Source organism: Halorubrum aethiopicum (genome assembly GCF_001542905.1).
Classification (GTDB): Archaea; Halobacteriota; Halobacteria; order Halobacteriales; family Haloferacaceae; genus Halorubrum; species Halorubrum aethiopicum.
Genome location: NZ_LOAJ01000001.1, coordinates 1,746,825 through 1,764,813, shown reverse-complemented (window position 1 = coordinate 1,764,813; position 17,989 = coordinate 1,746,825). Strand labels below are relative to the sequence as shown.

Below are 17,989 nucleotides of genomic sequence, written 5' to 3'. Positions count from 1 at the left end.
TCTGGAAGTGATATATTCTGACCTGGTCGTGGTCAGTACAGTAGATTTATGCATCAATATGGTGGACTGCTTCCGGAGAAAGAAGACGTCCAGTGGGTAGTGCGACCCAACTGTTTGGCAAGATTCGGATACGGCCTTGATGGAGAATTTGTCCTTGGTCAAAATCACCGTACACAGTAGCATTTTCATACTCAATTATCTGGTTCTCTGCCAATTCATCTGCAACTTCGTCCCATACTGATGCTGTTGAGATTACCATACTCTATACAGTGGGTTGACAACTGTAGTTTCTTTTGATAACACAGGCGGTACTCAATGCGCAGCCCTCATCGACCGGCTGTTTCAGATGAGAATCTGTCTGAATCATAGGATTTCAACAGAGCCTAAATAATCGATCAATTCTCCCAGATGGGGTTAATTTCTAACTCCTCTGTGAGATACGCCTCTACGCTTCCGTAGTCGTTTTCAAGAACCTCGCAGAGCTCTAGATTGGTCAGTAGCCCCCCTCGGGTAATATTCGCAGACCCGACGTAGACGTACTTCTCGGTAACTATTGCTTTCGCATGTAGGTCGCTTATCTGGTGAACGTTGACATTCTCAATATCGGTGAGTCGAGAGAGTGCGTAGTTGTTACTCGATTCGTCCGGGCGGACGTAGACATCGATTTGGGTGTTCAGCGCTCTAATCGCAGCAGTCAGCTTCATTCTGCGTTCGTTGACATCCTCCGTGAGTGGGAGATGTACGTCGACATCGCTTAACCACGGTGAACAGATCACGACATACTCACCGTATGTGAGTGCGTGGCCGAGCAGATATCGGAGGCCGCTAGAGGGTAAGGAAAATGCTCGTCCCATCGTACTCACCTCCCGGTAGGACTTCACGGTCAAATAGCTCATCACTAAGATTCTTATGCTCAATCCGCTCAATCAGCTCTTCACGGAGTTCCTCTAAAAGGACGTAACTAAGTGTGTCCGACTGGTCGTGGCCCGAGATACATTCCGACAGTTGGAGATTCTCAACGCAGCCGTCAATATTTGGCGAAAAGAAGAGTGCCTTCACCCGCTCGTGATTGTCGAAGTCTGTAAGGTGCTTGCTCACCTCTCCCTCGGGATACGTGTCATCGCCATCTATCCGAGCTGATGCGACCACGTGTTTCACAATACACGCACGTCGTACGGATATGTTTTCCTCACGAACGAGCTGACGTGCTCGATCGATGGACGACTGTACTTCTTCTACGACTTGCTCGACGACGTGTTCAAACACTGGCACCTCGTCCGATGCACGGACGATTTCCTCGATTTTCGCCCGGCCGATATCGGAAGTAGAGATCTTGTCGATGAAATCTTTGTCTGCCCAGAGTCGTTCGCAGATCACTTGCGGATCGTACGTGATCCGAGTCGCTGATTCAAGTGTAGTTCCCGGGTCCTCTTGGAAGTCCTCGAAGACCATATCCACGAGTCCCTGTCCGCCCTGCGACCGCTCGAAGACGTAGACAACCTCCTCCTCGGAGTCTACGCCATAAAACAACGACCCCGGAGTTACCCCAGCCACGTCGGCAACTAATTGGGTGAAAAAGTGGGCGGCCGTGTGTACACCAATCTCTCGTAGTCCGACCTCAGAGTTATTCTTGTATCTATCGACTCGTGAGATGACATCCGGGTCGTCAATACGTTCGAGGTAACCCGACACGTCGAACGTAATACCTCGCGTGTCTAGTTCGAATCCGAGTGTCTGTTCGGGAGTCTCGATGGAGCGTTCTATTCGATCACCGCCCGTGAAGATGTATTCGTCCGCCGAGCGAGCATACATCGCCGGCGTAATCTCTAAGGACGCACCGCTGAGTCTGATCTCGCCTGAAACGTCTGAGAGAGTCGAAATCTCCCGCGATTCAGCATCACCGCCGAGGACAACGTCCGTTTCGACATCGGGGCTGGCATGGATCTTACCGTAGGCCGAGTCGTTATGGCGCAAGCAGCTATCCTGGTCGAGAATCTGAAGACACTGCGGACAGTATCTGACGATGTTCAGTGCCTTCGATCCGCTCAGATCAGTGACTTCGTCGAGTCTGATCGAGTCGGGAATGATGAGGCCGTCCCGTCGTTCACCAGGTACGTCTTCGAAAACGAACCGGACTGTATCGTCTTCAACTACTGTTTCGGGGACGAAGGCTTGCAGACGGCCGGCTTCTTGTTTATATTCACTTCTGAAGGGGGTATACGAATGTACTAACGTATCAATTGACTGGTCGCTCCCCTCGGTATCGTTCTTTCCATGGAATACGGTGAAATACTGCCCCGCGTCATCGAAGTAGTTTTCGGGAACGTACCATACCTCCCCGCCGAGAGAATCATTGTTAACCTGTAGAAAACGATCGTAGTAGTACGCACCGCGGAGGAGATGCTTGACATAGTAGAGACTGAGGAAATTGGATTGGATCGACTGGTAGTCGTAGAGCTCCTCTAGTGATTGTTTGAGGTAGTAAATCCGTTTTCTCTCACGGACAAGCGCGCCCGCTCTTCCGTCGTCGACCGCGTCCGCAACACGTTCGACTGCGTCCTCAAGGTCGCCAACATCGTAATTGAGTCGTGGAAGGTCGATCTCGTCACGATCGTAGGCGTTCTTTATTCTGAGGACACTTGCCTTAGAGTCGTAGAGTAGAGGAAGTACATCACGGAAGCGATCTAGCTCTGCCATCGGGTCCGGATTCGTGTCCGCGATGGTGTCTCTAGACTGCACGAGGACTTCTTCCAACCTGTCGAGGACTGACTCCTCAACAAGTGGGCCATCATATTCTCGACACTGTTCCACGAGGACCACTCGCTCTTGGACGTATGACAGTATGTCCTCACGGACGCCTTCAACCATCTCTCTCGCCGTATTTCCGGTAGAGGAGTCACCGTCAAGTCCGAGATCGCCCAGTTTTCGCTGTATTTCTGCCTCTCTGGTCTCGATTTTAGCCAATACGTGTGTAATTGGCTCCTGCCCAGTCAGGGGTGAGAACGAATCGGTCATCCCAAGCTCACGGGACAGCACCATCTGAGGATCGGAAATCAGGTTATGATATGATTCCCAACCGAGTTCACCGACCAGATACTCCTTGTGGAACTCCGTCTTTTCTTGGCTCGTGGAGTAGTGGTGGCGGTCACGGACGCGTGATGAGACCTCGTAGAACTCACGGTATCGCTGGTGAATCCAATCAATCACCTCATTGTCAGACTTCAGTGGTGTCCTAATCTCGGAGCCGAGGAACCGATCAGCTCGGTAAAACATATTCGCGTCGCTCGTGAGATCCGATAGGAAGACGAAGATGAACGAGTCCGTTCCCGACTCACGGGCAGCACGCCCGACGCGCTGAACGAAGGATGAGAGATTCCACGGCGTCCGGTACTGCGTAACGATCGAAATATCCCCGACATCGATACCGACCTCAAGGAAGTTCGTCGACAGGAGTACGTCGCTTTGTACGACTGAGACATCGAACCCAACGTCGGAAAAGACGGACGAGAAATTCAGAGGTCCATCGATAAATTCTCGGTCCATCCCGTTAGCAACTTCGCGCCAGTCTCCTGGTTCATCGATGTCGGTGTGGTATCGCCATAAGTCGCGTTGTTGGTCCGCGTCTTCTAGCTGCGAGCGCTTCTGATTGACCTGACTGATACTATCGATGAACGAGAGGACCTTTCCGCGTGGTTCACCCTTCTGTTGGAGCATTGCGTGACCAAGAAGCAGGATCTGTTGGATGAACATAGACGAGACACCGGGCCCGTCTTCCGTTGCCTTCAGGAAGAAGTAATGCTCCTTATCGTCGTGGTCGGTAGCAAAGTCTTCATCGGGTGGAGAAACAGCCCTAATCCGACCGTCCGGAATCGGGAAAATCTTGGCTGCGAACTGCTCGGCATCGTCGACCGTCGCACTCGCTCCAAGCCAGAGCGTTGAGTGATCCGTAATCTCCTCGATGTTCTCGATGATGTTCGCCGCGTGTGCGCCACGAATCCCGGTATAAAGGTGTACTTCGTCGAAGACAATGGCATCGATTTCATCAATGAGGCTGTAGTTCGGTTTCAATCCGAACAGCTCTAGCGATTCGAGTGTCGTAAGGACGATATCTGGTCCATCGCTTCGTCTGATATCCTCTCTGTTCAGGACAACTTCTCGATCGCTAAATCGGTGCGCTTCGTCGTGTTCGCAGACGAGGTCGTAGTGGCTGCCGCCCCCTTCATACTGAAATGCGTGCGGAGCTTGGTGATCACCGCACCAACAGTTGGCAAGTCTGAATCGCTTTCGCTGACCGGCTCCTTCGAACAGTGCATCTTCCGTGGAAACGTCCTCGGGCTTGTACGCTGTATCTCCCGACCAAACGCCGACCGACAGCTGCTCATCGGTAGTAGTTTTGATCGTGTGAAGGTGTTCGAGGACACGGCCTAATTGGTCCTGTAATAACGCTTTACTGGGGTATACCAGAGCTACCCGATCGAGATCGTCATTCTGTAATAACTGATACAGCGGACCGAGGAACGCTTCCGTTTTTCCGAATCCGGTTGGTGCGGAGAATATTGCGCCTTGAGAATCCCCTCCCCGTCGTCGTTCGTTGAGGTCGCGGACGATGTCCCAGCTCGTCTGTTGGAAGTTCAGAGGCTCAAATCCAAAAATATCGATAATGTTCTCGATAAACTCGTCGTCGCCGTCGTATTCTCCCGGTCTTCGGCGCTTCTGCGGCTCCTGAACGTATTTGAGCGCGGAGGTGACCCGTGGAGGGTCCTCTGTATCTGGACCGAAGATTTGCGTATTTTCGAGAATCCCGTGAACGAGGGGTTCTACATCATCGTCGACGCGCGATCGATCCGAATTCGAATCAAAATATTTCATCGAGTGAGATACCACGTGTGGTTCGGATATCAAGTTCAATCTTCCGGCGTAGGTTGGAATAACTGCGAACTAAACTTCTTGTTAATAATAAGCGTGGAATACAGAAAAGGGTAAGGAAGCGGTTTCTGTAGATTTCCACGACCATTACGGCCTTACGGTGTGGTTTTCAGCAAACTCTTACCGGCGCGCCAGTATCTACCGTGATTCTTTGACCCGTGACTTTACATCAGAGTCGCGTAAATCGTGAGATAACGTTGACAAACCGACCGTCAAATCTAGCGATCCGGGTCCGGCATCGGAACGCCATAAAATCTTGCCTTCTTACTGTTGTCGAGTACGTGAACCCGAAGGTAAGATCAGATATCATATAAAATGAATTCACCACAAGACAGACTCAACGCTGCCACCGATAGAGCGGCCGAGATCACTTGGTGGAACCGTGCTATGACCAAGCTCAACGATGTCGATGGAGTGGAGGGGGCTCAGTCGTTTGTTTCTGATCAGACAATCGAGCGTAAGGGTCCTTTTGTCGAATTCGTCGACGCACCCGCGTTCCACAGTCAGACCGCTGCCGAGTTTCTCGACGGTCTTGATTACCACGACGACATTGTAGATGCTATTCGGCGAGAAGTGTTCGGCGGCGATCCTGACGGTCAGCTCTACCAACACCAAGCGGAGACGATCAAAGCGATAGAAACTGAGCCCGGTGACAATGTTCTCGCGGTCCCGACCGCATCCGGAAAGACCGAATCGTTCTTCCTTCCGATCCTCAATACCTGTCTTTCCGTCGACAATCCCGGACTGAAGGCGGCAATTCTCTATCCCATGAAGACCTTGGGATCCGATCAGTTCAACCGTTTTATCACATACCTCGATCACATCAATCGGGATCGCGCCCCGGAAGATCGAATCACAATCGGCATCTGGGACTCCGATACGCCGGCTCGTGTCGGGGCTCGGGACTTCGAGATGGAGGAGGGGACGTACGTACGCGGATTAATAGACCCACGAAATCCGGACGAGAAACTGCGGATACTGAGCGATTCCGCGGTTGGAACGGCAGATAACTCCTACTCGTGGATTAAGGTAACTCGTGATTCGATCCGACAGGGGGTGGATATCCTCCTCACGAACCCGGAAGCATTGGATTACATGTTCGTCAACGATAAGGCGGAGACAAGAAACATTCTCGGAGACCAGCCAGGTCAACAGCCGCTAGAGCATATCGTTTTTGACGAAGCCCACGTGTGGAGCGGAATTCAAGGGGCAGCGATTTCAATGCTCTCGCGGCGTCTAAAAGAGTTCTATGCGGAAAACGATCCGCAAGTTACGATGGTGTCCGCGACAGTAGACAACCCCACGGAACTCGCCGCCTCGCTCACCGGTAGCGATGAGGATTCAATCAACAGCGTTGAGTTCACCGGCCGAAAGTTTCGCCCTCAAACTACTCCCGATTTCGGCCGACTCCCGGGGAGCAGTCTCGACGAGATCGTGGCTGCGCTCGCAGTCGCCCGAATCGGTGTAGCCGACCCAGATAGATTTATCGCCGAGCATGGTCTACAGAGCGCGGTTGAATCCCTCAGAGAGGTCGGGTTACTGGCCCAGGACTCTATCGAACCTTCATCCTCAGCCCCAGGGTGGGCGTTCCAACCACTTTACGACACAGCAGCCGAATATACTGAAACCAACGATATAGCAGATGTTGGCGAAACCGTGCGAACGGAGGAAGGTAGAGACGCTCTCGTTGAGGCCGCCATCGAGTCCGGTGGATTTGCGAGTGGATGGCTTGAGTTTGTGCTTGAAGAACTCCCCGAAGTGGCAGCTTTCACCGAGTGGTTCGACCGGGATACAACGGGTGAGGTAGGATTCCGATCCTACGAGGGCCTTGTCGCAGAGGTGGAGCGCGAAGGGGTTTCAGACCCGGAAGGCGTTCTCGATACGATTATGGCCTTCGGTCGACTCGCAGGAATTGTAACTGAGAAATACCACGTATTCCTCAAGCCACCACACCGGGTCCACTGGTGCCGTGAGTGCGGGGCGCTCTCAAGGGACAACCGGTGTCGTAAATGCGGTGCCGCACCAATCCCCGAGGTACAGTTCTGTCGTAAAGGTACATGTCACGAACCGTACGTCGCGGTCGACAATAAGGAAGAAGAGAAAACGTTCGCACCGATACGTGGTGATGGTACTGGTGGTTGCCCAGGATGCGGAGGATCGCCCCGGTTAACTGACATCGGCGTTCCCACATCTTCGCTTCTCTCATATATGTTATCGGAGGTATGCCGTGTTGCACCGTCGAATAAGACGCTCGTCTTCTCGGACTCGCACAGCGCTGCTGAGAGCGTGGGCGAAGAAATCATTGGAACCGAGTATGGACTGATGGCACAGACGATTTACCTCCAAGAGTTACTAGAGGCTGGTGGTGAAGCCGACCAGTACGAGCTTTTCAAATCGGTTGCTGATACCCTCCGCGAGGAGTACTGGGAGCCGCTAGTTCAGGAGAATCTCGACGAGGACGCGGAAGCTTACAACTTCCTCGTCCCGTTGAGGGAGGATATCGAAGCTCACGCATATCTCTCCAACTGCGAGGCGCTACTCGATAGCGCGCTTGTGACCGCTGACGCCGTCATGGGTTTCGATGATCCAACGGACCTCACAATCGCATATGCACTCTACAAGCGGTTCGTGCTCGGCGACGCCTCGTTCCAATACGCCGGCGTAAAGATCGACGGGTTGTCTCGGGAGAAGATTCTCGACCGACTCGACAGCGATCTCGAAACCAGCCGTGCCCGGATCGATAACGTCCTCAACGACGTCCTAAGTCGGTTTCTTGAGAGTGGAATCGTCTCCATCGCCAGTCACGAATCCCTCAAGCGCGGAGTCGATCGAGCCAATATTACTGATGACGAGAAGCGTGCCAAAGTGGGGAACTACTTCGATGAGGCAAGGGATTCCCTCGAACAAAGCGGGTTGGTCGAACCGCCGGTAGAGAGCGGAGTGTTCACTCGGAACGTTCGAGAGGACGAGTCGAATCTTGTTTTAATTCCCGATGCAGCGTTCTGTACGGAGTGTTACGCGTCGTTCCCCACTACGGAATCGGGTGACGCCCTCGATACCTGTTTGGAGTGTGGAAACCCGATAGAGACGTATTCTCGGTTCTCCCGAACAAATGAGGCAAAATTCGTTGTGAACCCCGGATACGCCGATGTCGAGTCCGGATGGGACTACGCTATTGACCATTGGGCCCACGACGTGACCGAACCGATTCAGGGGGGAGAGGAACCAGAGTTCGTCACGGTCGGCATACATAAAGGGAACATCTCGCCAGCAATCCGTGGTGCTATCGAAGAAGGATTCCGCAAGGATCCACCGGAGGTGAACGTAGTCAGTTCAACGCCGACGATGGAGCTCGGGGTCGATATTGGGAGCCTCGATACGGTCGCGCAAGTCGGCGTTCCACCGACGCTCACGAACTACGTCCAACGATCCGGACGAACTGGTCGGACCCGAGGTAGTTCGTCACTCGTGATGACGGTGATCCGTGGACAACACCCAGTCGACGGCCACTACTACGCCAATTTGGATAGTTATCTCGGAGAATTTGAACCCGTCCGGATTCCTGATCCGGAGGATTTCGACGAGGTACTCGCGGGACACGTCGTTACAGAGGTATTCGCATACCTTGCTCGAAATCCGCACGAAGACCAAGTGTTTGAGTTGACCTATCGGCTCTCGGAGCCGGAGCTTGAGAATTTAGAGAAATTTGTCACCTCCGTTGAAGACAAACTACAGATCCTCCAAGAGTTCATTCAAGAGGAGATGGACGATGTCCTACGAGAATATCTCTCCGGTATTTTTGGCCAACGTGGAGTCGAGGTGTACGAAGAGGTTTTCTTCGGTGACGGCCCGCTCTCCCTATCACGGCGTGTTGACCAGACGTTTTCGCGGCTCCGCGGGATGTCCACAGGCGCGGCGACGAACCGAGAACTCACACGCAACACGTCACGTCTCGATCAGTGGCTGAGTAAGCTCGGGTATCTCGCCAACTACCGAAGTTTCGGTCAGAACTTCCCCGTTCAATTCAGCGGTCAACGGGAAGAAATCTCCTTCGAAGGGAGCGGTCGACTGTACGATATGTATCCCGGAGAAGAGAACGATCTCGGGGGAATGGTGTCGCTACACGGAACAGAATACATCGTCGATGACGTCCGGGGAACACAGAAACCGCTCACTGACGTCGCCGTCTGTGACAACGACGAGTGTGATCGACGGTTCCGGAGCTTCGATCCCGATGAGACTATCTGTCCACATTGCGACTCCGACCTCACAACCACACAAATCCACGGCATCTCGTCAGTCGAGTGCTCGGTAGCCAAGGGAGGACAGCGTTCCTATCGGACGTTCGCACAGATGTCGACGTACGTTCGTTCAACAGACGCAGAGCGCGACCGTCAGGAGACGAAACTATTTGGTTTAGATTGCGATATCGAATACGGACAATTCGAGCTGACGGACTTCGTTTATGCTTTCGAGCGCGGTCATTCGATGAGCCCTTCGACCGAGATACTGCGATCCCAGGCGTTGATCGAGAAAGAGGACGGTGGCGGCTCCACTGATGGACTCTCGTGGCGCGAGCGGCTCGAAAAGTCACAGGAAGAGACGTACCGTCCGGTGGGGCAACAACATCACACGCAGGGACTGCGCCTCGAGTTTGAGCGCGATGCGATCGCCGAGCGGTTCGAACGGGTGACCCATCCCACGGCCTCATGGCCACAGCTGTTGATCAGCCTCGAACAAGCACTTGATCGGGCTATTCCGGTTGTCGTCAAGTGTGACCGGTCCGACTATCGAGTCAAGGCGTCGATTACCGAAGACGCAGTTGAAATATACATCGTGGACGGTCGCCAGGGTGGCAACGGTATCGGCTGGCACGTTTATGAGAGCCTTGAGGAAGTCGCAGACAACGTCATCGATGTCGGTGATTGTGACCGATGCGTCGACTACTGTGACGAGTGTCTGTTGCTCTCGCGGACGCCGAGCCACTATCTCGAAAATGATCTGCTTGATCACCGGACACTCACTGCCGTCGTCGATGGAGGTGAGCAGTGAGTCTACAAGCAGTCCAAAATCGGATGAACGACGCTGATGTCGCGTTCATTCACGACCCAGATGGAAACGTCCATTATTGGAAATTGCGATCGCTGCCCGCGATTAATTATCTCGGTACGGAACACGCCACGTACCCGACTTCGTGGCGTCAGCTCAAGCACACGTGGCAACACGAACGTGGGGGTAGACAATACGACTTTCCCGGGTATGATTATCACGTTAGCGGGGGAATACAGCTTCCTCCGTCAGAGGACCTTTGTGTCGTCACGACGAGCTACTATGAAAAGAACACGCAGTACACGATGAATGACCTCGTCAACCGATACGCGAGTTCCGAGGGATCATTGATCGTCGTCGCTGACGAGCGCCGATTCCAACCATCTGGTGGCCTTCGCCCCCTATACCACGAGCCGTTCTGTCGACATATCGGGCGGTATGACCGCGTTTATGAGGCATTTGTCGAGCATTACGAGAGCGAAGGCTGGGGGATGCCGCTTCGAGACACAAAGAATCTCTTTGTACAAGACAACGCGAACCTCTACGAGCTGGTCGAAGGAGATCCGATCGAGACGACATCCGAATTGTTCGACGAACTCACGGAAGCGCCGTACCTTCCACTCTACGATACCTTCTCAAACATTTTCGCACGCAGGGACGAACTTGGGGTCTCACCCTTGGAGAGTGACGACGTGATCGAAGCCTTCGGAGGCTGGCTCCGACGACGAATCGAGTGGGACAAATCGACTGCATCGGAGATCGCACACGATCTGAATCGATCAGTCTCGATGGAAGGAACAACTTTTGACCCCTCCTACGCGAAACGCAGTCCAAAGATCCGTTTGGCTCGAGAGGCGGCGAAGGATCTCAACCCCGAGACAAGCCCGATCGACGCACGGTATCACGACTGGCTAATGCATCCACTATGAGCGAAACAGCACCTTACATTCTGAACACGGTACAGACGCCTGCCCCGTTGCGGACCGTCTACTGGTCGATAAAGCGCGGAAACACCACCAAAGGTGAACTCAAAAACGACACCGTACTTAGTGACGATCTTCTGAACCAAGGAATAAACGGGTTGCGTGCAATTGGACTCGTCGGCCGTCAAGAGCCTGATTACTACGCCGTTGACCTCCCGTGGAAGACCGGCGATGAAGAGCTCGACTTCCGGCTTGGTGTGCTATATAATCTTACTTCGGAAGCCGAGGAAACAGACTGGGGAAGACAGTCTGTTGTCCTACTCAACTATCAATACCTCCTTCAGGAGGAAATTCAAGCGTTCGATTCCGACGATTCCTCCCTGTACAAGAAGATCAACCGGCGGCACCGCGAGCGTGGATACGGTCCTCAGTCTCAACAGGGAGAGATTGATTTAAACGAACACAAGTTCGTCAACTGGTCCCGGCTCGTTGACTTTCTTAACCTCGTTCACAAGGCCAACGGCAGAAGACATACCGTCTACCCAGGCCCGGATATGATTCAAGAGTCGATTCAGCTTGCAGTGGACGAAGTTGGGACGAACGGACGCGTGACAATTACAGAGTATGTCGATTGGTTGCGGGAAAATCTCTTCCTTATTGAGCTTACAGCCGACGGAAACGTACCAGCCTCCCTCTCGCGGGTTCTTTTCAACCTAGTGCGGGAGGAGGAGATTAGAATTGTTGAATCGGGCGACGCTGCTGCCGTCGATCTGAATGGTGTCCCTCGGCGGAGGGGAATCGACAGAGAGGCGAACTCGATTGAGGTGATTCAATGAATCAAATTGTGAAACCAGACGAATCCGACTCGGCACGTTGTCCACACTTCGACGAAGTCGATGAAGAGACGCTTCGTCGATTGTTCAGTAAGGTCGCTGCAGTCCGTTCTGAGGATTACGACCTCTTCCAATTCACGCACCGGTCCATGGAGGTCTTCCGCGGTACAGCTGCGGGAGGTGAAACGTGGGACGAGGATCGCATCTATCAAGAATTCTCTGATAATCGGGTCGGGAATTTCGCCGTCGTCATCGAAGGAGAAGTCGGTACCGGTAAATCGGAACTCTGCGCGTACCTCTCTCACCGGCTCCGACTCGACGGTCGTCCGATGCTTCACATCGACAAAGACGACGATCTAATGTCGATCCTTTCCGAGCGGATTCCGGAGTTCTACCAAGAGCACTTCGGTGAAGAGCTCTCGGGAGCGTCTGAGTTCAAGCGCCTACGTGACGACATCGTCGACATCCCGCAGACCGTAGCAGACAATGCCACTTCGGGAGCGACGCTCACACTGCGCAGGCAGGGGTACGACGTTGCTCCCGACGGTGAGCAGACCGACAAGATACGTGATTATATCGCCGAGAAACTGAATCGTCTCGTCGAGCGGGGCGAGTATGCTCAGAAGATTCAGTTCATCGGAGAAAACGAATACAGACAGCGTGATGAACTGAAAATTTTCAATGAGGAAATTGGCGTTTCAGAAGCCGTCGAAGCGTTCAACAACGCTCTCTGGCAGGTAATCAGGGAGAACTACGATACCTCTTCGCTTGGTGACGTGCTTGACCAAGTCGGACAACAGTTCGAGGACACTCGGCCAGTCATCGTCTTCGAGGACTTCTCTATCGCCGCGATGGAAGCAGAGCGACTCCGAAAGTATATGGAGCGCGATAAGTCCGCGGACAATTGGGACTTCATTGTCGCGGGAACCCGTGACTCTACAGAGGTTTTACACACCCGGACGGCGGAGGATCGCTTCGAGTTCTTCCAGACCAATGAACAGGATTCGAATACGGTGCTATTCCTGAACGAAGACTCTGCAGTTGACTTTGTACGTCCATATCTCGGATATATCAAATCACACGACGGTAGCGTTCAATACGATCGGAACACTGACGATGGAACGTTCGATCTCAAAGAAGCCTCAGAGGGGTCAATCTGCGCCGATTGTGGCTTCTGTGAGGAATCGTTCCGTGACTTATTCCCGTTCAACCAGACGTTCGTTCGGCGGATCTATGCCGGATTCGACGAGAGTCAGCAGTCCCCGCGTGAATTTATTATGACGATATTCGAGGTGTTACAGGATTACCATGAAGGATATATTGAAGCTCCGTCGTCCGCAGACGTTCTCAGGCCACTCGGGAATACGGTTTCTGTCGCAGACGAGGTTTACGAAGATGCCGAGGAGTATGCCGATCTCGCTAAATGGTACGGACGTGAGCAGGGGGACCACGTCGTTATCAATAGAGAATTTGTCGACGCGTTTGGTTTCGAAACGACCGGGCTACCCAACGAAATAGAAGTTGGTGCTCATCAGGTAGAGGTAGCATCTACCGGGGATGGACCAAACCCCGATCCCTGTCCCGAGTGTGGTGCTGTAGCGTGGAGAACTGATACCGATGGTAGCCAGATTTGTTCTAAGTGCGGACACAGAATTGGTGGTGGTGGTGGTGGTGGTCGATCTAGAGTTGAACAGGAAATCAAGGAACAAAAAGAACAGATTGACTCGTGGATCGAAGACCCAACGAAGTACATTGAAACGGACGAGTACATCAAACGTGCTCTCCGGGATCTCTTGGAAGAGATCACTGATGATCTCCGTCTAATCGAGGGAACCTCACTGCGCTATATGCTCAGTAGCCAGAAATCTCCATTCGTCTATCCCGATTCGAACGAGCCACCGGATCCCGACCAGATCATTCTTGACAGAGGTGATTTTCGCCGTTCCGACCTTCGTCGGCTCGTCGAATTTGGAGTACGTCGAGACATAGAACCGAGATCCGCAGACTATTCGGCACAGTTGGAAGCCGCCGGTACTCAACTCACCGGATACGCTGAAGAGTGGCGTAACAAGATCATCGAAACACAACTGAACAGCGACAGCGTGTTCTACAAGCGGCACGCTCGATACGATTTCACTGACTTCCTTCTCGCAACGTATTCGACGCTAACACTTCTCGATGATCCGTGGCACGAAGTGACTGCCGAGCGACTGAACGAGCGGTACCAATCTGACGATGAACTCACGGTTGACCGGCAACTGCTCTCGGGACTTGACGAAGTGCTTGGACATGAAGAGATTAAGGCAGTCAAGGAAGCGATGGAGGACGCAAAGTACGTTGAAGATGTGCTTGGCTCGTTGCTAGGCGTTTCTGCCAGCACTCTCGACGTACCGGAGGTCCGCAACCGTTTGGAGCAAAACCCGCCTTTCGAAGTCCTTGGGATGCTCGGTCGCCAATACATCGGAAATATTGCATCACGTGTCCGATTCGTATCGGGTCATAACGTACGTGACCTTGCCGACACGATGTACGATATCAGGAAGGCGCTCAACGACACAACGGACCACAGCTATCAGCGCGAAGCCGTTGAATACGTCTCAGAGATGCTGTCGGATACGGACATACAATCCGTTAATGATCGGTACAAAAAACTGAAGACGTACGATGCGGTTGATCCCGATCTCACGGAACAGCTCGGGCAGGTGTGTAATCACACTCAATCAGAGTTGGATGATGCCGTGAGTGCAGCTGAGCTTGCCAATCGGCTGTATGGTGGAAATCCATTCGCTAGAACTACAGCAACTCTGGCTAGTCTGAAACTTGATAACGATGTAGTGGTGGCGAATTTTAGAGAAGTCCCGCTAACAGGAACTAGTGGTACCGATAAGCTCGGAGAGGAGTTCACGGAGGTGAGTACTCACTATGTCGACTGAACAATCTGAAAATTTGCCCGACAAAAACTTCGAAGAAAGCATCGAAGAGATCTACCAACAGTATCGTCACCGACAGCTTGCTTCCCGATTAGAGGATATCGCCGAAACGATGGAGGAAACGATACTCCAACGGATCCTGGCTGAAGAGTTCCTTCAGACTGATCTTAAGATCGACGATGATGCCAAACAAGCCGTTGCCAAGGCACGAGAGTTGTTGGAAGAAGGCGATTTCGAGGTACTTGGTGACCGCATCGATGCGCTCAGATCGAAGGTTGAAGACCAGAAACGTCGGGTGAGCAACGAGATCCACGAGATTCGAATCGGAATGCAGAGTCGTGTGAACGGAATGAGGCGACTCAATGAGCGTGTTGAACGTGTGAGCGAAGTCAGGCTCCAAGCGGTCCACGAACTCCTCTCCGATTGGGATTGGAAAGGACAGGTCTACCGAGACGATGAGTGGAGCTTTGAAAGACTCAAGCAGCGGGCTGCAGACTACGGAAAGGATATGCGGGAGTACTTCGAAGAGTGCCGCGAAGAGATATTCGGCCCGTACGTTGGGACGCCGTTAGAACCGATCGTTGAGGGATTGCTATCCGATAAACAACTCTTTCTCGACGAGCTTACCGACAAGCAAATCGACTTGCTGCGCGATTCCGACCTCGAAGATTACGTGGAACTCTCGTTGTCGTAGGCATCGAGCGGCTATTCCGCTACCCGAGTTCTGCTTTGATACGCAAAGCCGTTCCGTCGTCAAGTCCCGAAACCGATCGGAGGTCATCGAGCGAGGCATTTTCTAGATCCGCAGTCGTCATATACCCGGATTCTATGAGAGCCTCCGCGTCGGCTTTCGTCGCACCTCCTACTCCAATAAGCTGATCAATGTCGTGCGCTTTCTCTGACTCACCACTTACACACTCGTCTTCTTCATCTTCCTCAAACGGCCGCTGAACACCAGACTCCTCAATGGGAACGATTGTGAGGTCTTTCGTACTACTCAATTGATGAGCGTATCCGTGATCGGTTTCCCATCGCTTGAGTCTGACCTCATTTAACCGGAGCTTATCCCCAGTCTGAAAATCAATCTCAATGTCGTGCTTGTTCCAGATTGTGAAGTCGATTCGCTTCCCGTTCGATAGCTTGATTTCGACGATCGAATCGCGTTTCCCAGGCGAAATATCTCGGATTTTTATGACTTCTACAACTACGTTAGAGAGACGTCCTTCTGGTACTTCATCAAGATTGTCCGAGACTAAATCTGACTCTTCGACACCCCATTCGAAGTCATCTTCTTCGGTTGGCTCACTGTTGGAATTTTGTTTGCTATCCTCCGTCGCCGAATTATGTGGAATGTTTTCTGTGTGAGTATTATCTCGTTGCTCTTTCTTACTGGGGGTGTCGTCCTTAGCGGTCTCTGATGTCGTCCTGTCTTTGGGGTCAGGTGTCTGTGTTTGGTTTTCGTTAGTGGCGACTCGATCCCGCTGCCAGTGATATCGGGCTTCAATGTGATTGGCACCGAGGTCCGTCAACTCGTATCGATTGCTCCGTTCATCCTGTGCCGACTTCTCGAGGAAGCCTACTTCCACGAGCGTGTCTAGGTTGGGATAAAGACGACCATGGTGAATCGTTCCGTCATAGTACTCCTCTAGTTCCCGTTTTATTTCGAGTCCCTTCGGTGCTTCCAACCCATTGATCACGACCAACAAATCACGTCGAAAACCGTTGAGTTCGGCAAAGGCCTCAGAGGACACCTCCGAATCCTGCTGATCGGCTGTTAAGTCACTGTCTTCCGTCTGTTCCGACGCCGTATCCTTCGAAGGAGAATTTGTAGCTGAACCGTCAGCGGATTTCTCAGATTGACCTCGATAGTGATCTGACTCTACCGCACCGTGTTCCTCCTTTGCAGCATCAACGGCAGCATCCCAACTTTTGAAATACTGGTAGACGGGAGAGGCGGACATCTCACCCAAATCGTTCATATCCGATGTACTAGGCCGACCCTCCACCTTCTCGATTAGGTCAACGAGGGCGTCGATAACTTCCTGTCTCGAGTACGTTTGCTGATTTGGTTGGGCTGACGACCTCTCGTTCGTCCGATCAAACTGCGCTTGATCCACGGCAGTTGACCACGATCCGAACGCCGTCTCATAATCTTCCGGACTGTACTTTCCGTCAGTGCGCATTCTCCCTCGAGTCACCTTCTGGGAGAAGCGCTCATTTAGCGCAACGAGTTCGTCCAATAGCTCCGTACGCTCCGGTGATCCATTGCCTGTATCTGAAGTCTCAGTAGAATCGGCACCGTCAGAGCGAGACTTCTCTTCCGAGTGACTGTCAGTACTATCAACACTTTTGAGGGTGATATCGATAACAGCACCATCAGCCAACGTTACCCCTTCCCGTATTGTTTGATACTCAGGGTGATTGACCTCCATCTTGACCGATGCGGAGGCTTCGGAAACAGAGATACTACACCGCCCAGTTTGCGAAGTTCGTCCGTTCACTGAGAGTGTCGTTCCAGTGATTTTGATCCTTGCGTCAGGGACTGGTTCTCCATCGATATTCGAAACGAGTATCTCAACGGTCACAGACATATCTGAGTTTGAATTCGACGGATCTCCCTCGGAATCCGTATTACGTCCGGCCTGTTTTAGTACATTAGCAGAATGTTCGGGTCTGCCGGGAGGCTCGTTTGGATCGGTTTCTGTACATTCTTTGTTTTTTCGCTCTATTTGCTCATCGACAGATGATTCATTCGACTTTTCTGAGAACCCAGAGATGTGTTTGGAAGCTTCGTCTAAACCACCACCTTTCTGTGTGTACATATCGTACGTTTCAGCGTCTGTTTGGACAATAATTCGGTCTTTCAAAACGCCGTGAGATATCTCGACATCTCGAATATCCTCGAACCGGACGGAGAACGTATTATCACCGTTTTCTTGACCGACGACATAGAGGAGACGCTCGTCAGTTACGAGTAGGACTGTCCGATAGCTCGAATGAGGGCTTATTGTATCATCGGAGTCCCCATTACGGAGTGTAATTCCTTTAGTGAGATTCTGGAGAGCATAGTCCACACGCTCACCGTCGTGAAGTCGATCAATAAGCGATTTATCGTTGAAATACCCCGCAGATAACATTCCGCCGCTACCCGTTCCTTCTAGTAATGACTGGTCGACGTTACCTTTCGACTGTTTTGAGATTCTTTCTGCGTCCATTTGGTTACTGATATTACCGCGGCATACCCTTCGGCTTCCGTATTGTAGTAGAGTAGTTCACGAGTTCTTGAAAGTATAATGGTGGCGATTGTGATACGTTGTTGCCGGTAGTA

General features: G+C 52.3%; 8 protein-coding genes and 3 pseudogenes. 5 read left to right on the top strand and 6 right to left on the bottom strand.

Going from position 1 to position 17,989, the window contains the following annotated elements:
- Positions 1–46: 46 nt before the first annotated feature.
- From AXA68_RS17310 to AXA68_RS08335, 3 genes are all read right to left on the bottom strand, one after another.
- Positions 47–259, bottom strand: a complete 213-nt coding sequence (locus AXA68_RS17310) for a hypothetical protein (RefSeq protein ID WP_080505196.1) — start codon at positions 257–259, stop codon at positions 47–49.
- A 136-nt stretch (positions 260–395) separates the two neighbouring features.
- Positions 396–854: a phospholipase D-like domain-containing protein gene (locus AXA68_RS16025; RefSeq protein ID WP_232745082.1), complete on the bottom strand. Its 459-nt coding sequence runs from the start codon at positions 852–854 to the stop codon at positions 396–398.
- Positions 826–4,902, bottom strand: a complete 4,077-nt coding sequence (locus AXA68_RS08335; RefSeq protein ID WP_232745081.1) for a DEAD/DEAH box helicase — start codon at positions 4,900–4,902, stop codon at positions 826–828. Before AXA68_RS08335 ends, AXA68_RS16025 begins: the two co-directional genes overlap by 29 nt.
- Before the next feature lie 411 nt (positions 4,903–5,313).
- Here AXA68_RS08335 and AXA68_RS08330 point away from each other — a divergent pair, with 411 nt between their 5' ends.
- From AXA68_RS08330 to AXA68_RS16690, 5 genes are all read left to right on the top strand, one after another.
- The gene (locus tag AXA68_RS08330; protein ID WP_066415259.1) at positions 5,314–9,978 is read left to right on the top strand and encodes a DEAD/DEAH box helicase; all 4,665 of its coding nucleotides are present in this window, start codon (positions 5,314–5,316) and stop codon (positions 9,976–9,978) included.
- Positions 9,979–10,280: 302 nt separating this feature from the next.
- Positions 10,281–10,904: a hypothetical protein gene (locus AXA68_RS16020; RefSeq protein ID WP_232745080.1), complete on the top strand. Its 624-nt coding sequence runs from the start codon at positions 10,281–10,283 to the stop codon at positions 10,902–10,904.
- The gene (locus tag AXA68_RS08325; protein ID WP_066415256.1) at positions 10,901–11,734 is read left to right on the top strand and encodes a hypothetical protein; all 834 of its coding nucleotides are present in this window, start codon (positions 10,901–10,903) and stop codon (positions 11,732–11,734) included. Before AXA68_RS16020 ends, AXA68_RS08325 begins: the two co-directional genes overlap by 4 nt.
- Before the next feature lie 146 nt (positions 11,735–11,880).
- Complete coding sequence (locus AXA68_RS08320; RefSeq protein ID WP_232745079.1) at positions 11,881–14,664, top strand: TFIIB-type zinc finger domain-containing protein; 2,784 nt, start codon at positions 11,881–11,883, stop codon at positions 14,662–14,664.
- The gene (locus tag AXA68_RS16690; RefSeq protein ID WP_157884797.1) at positions 14,654–15,355 is read left to right on the top strand and encodes a hypothetical protein; all 702 of its coding nucleotides are present in this window, start codon (positions 14,654–14,656) and stop codon (positions 15,353–15,355) included. Before AXA68_RS08320 ends, AXA68_RS16690 begins: the two co-directional genes overlap by 11 nt.
- 19 nt (positions 15,356–15,374) lie before the next feature.
- Here the strand turns inward: AXA68_RS16690 and AXA68_RS17530 are convergent.
- From AXA68_RS17530 to AXA68_RS17295, 3 pseudogenes are all read right to left on the bottom strand, one after another.
- A pseudogene (locus AXA68_RS17530) lies at positions 15,375–15,527 on the bottom strand (helix-hairpin-helix domain-containing protein); the annotation flags it as partial.
- A gap of 603 nt (positions 15,528–16,130) precedes the next feature.
- A pseudogene (locus AXA68_RS17300) lies at positions 16,131–16,412 on the bottom strand (helix-turn-helix transcriptional regulator); the annotation flags it as partial.
- 162 nt (positions 16,413–16,574) lie between these two features.
- A pseudogene (locus AXA68_RS17295) lies at positions 16,575–17,798 on the bottom strand (homing endonuclease associated repeat-containing protein); the annotation flags it as partial.
- Positions 17,799–17,989 lie beyond the last annotated feature (191 nt).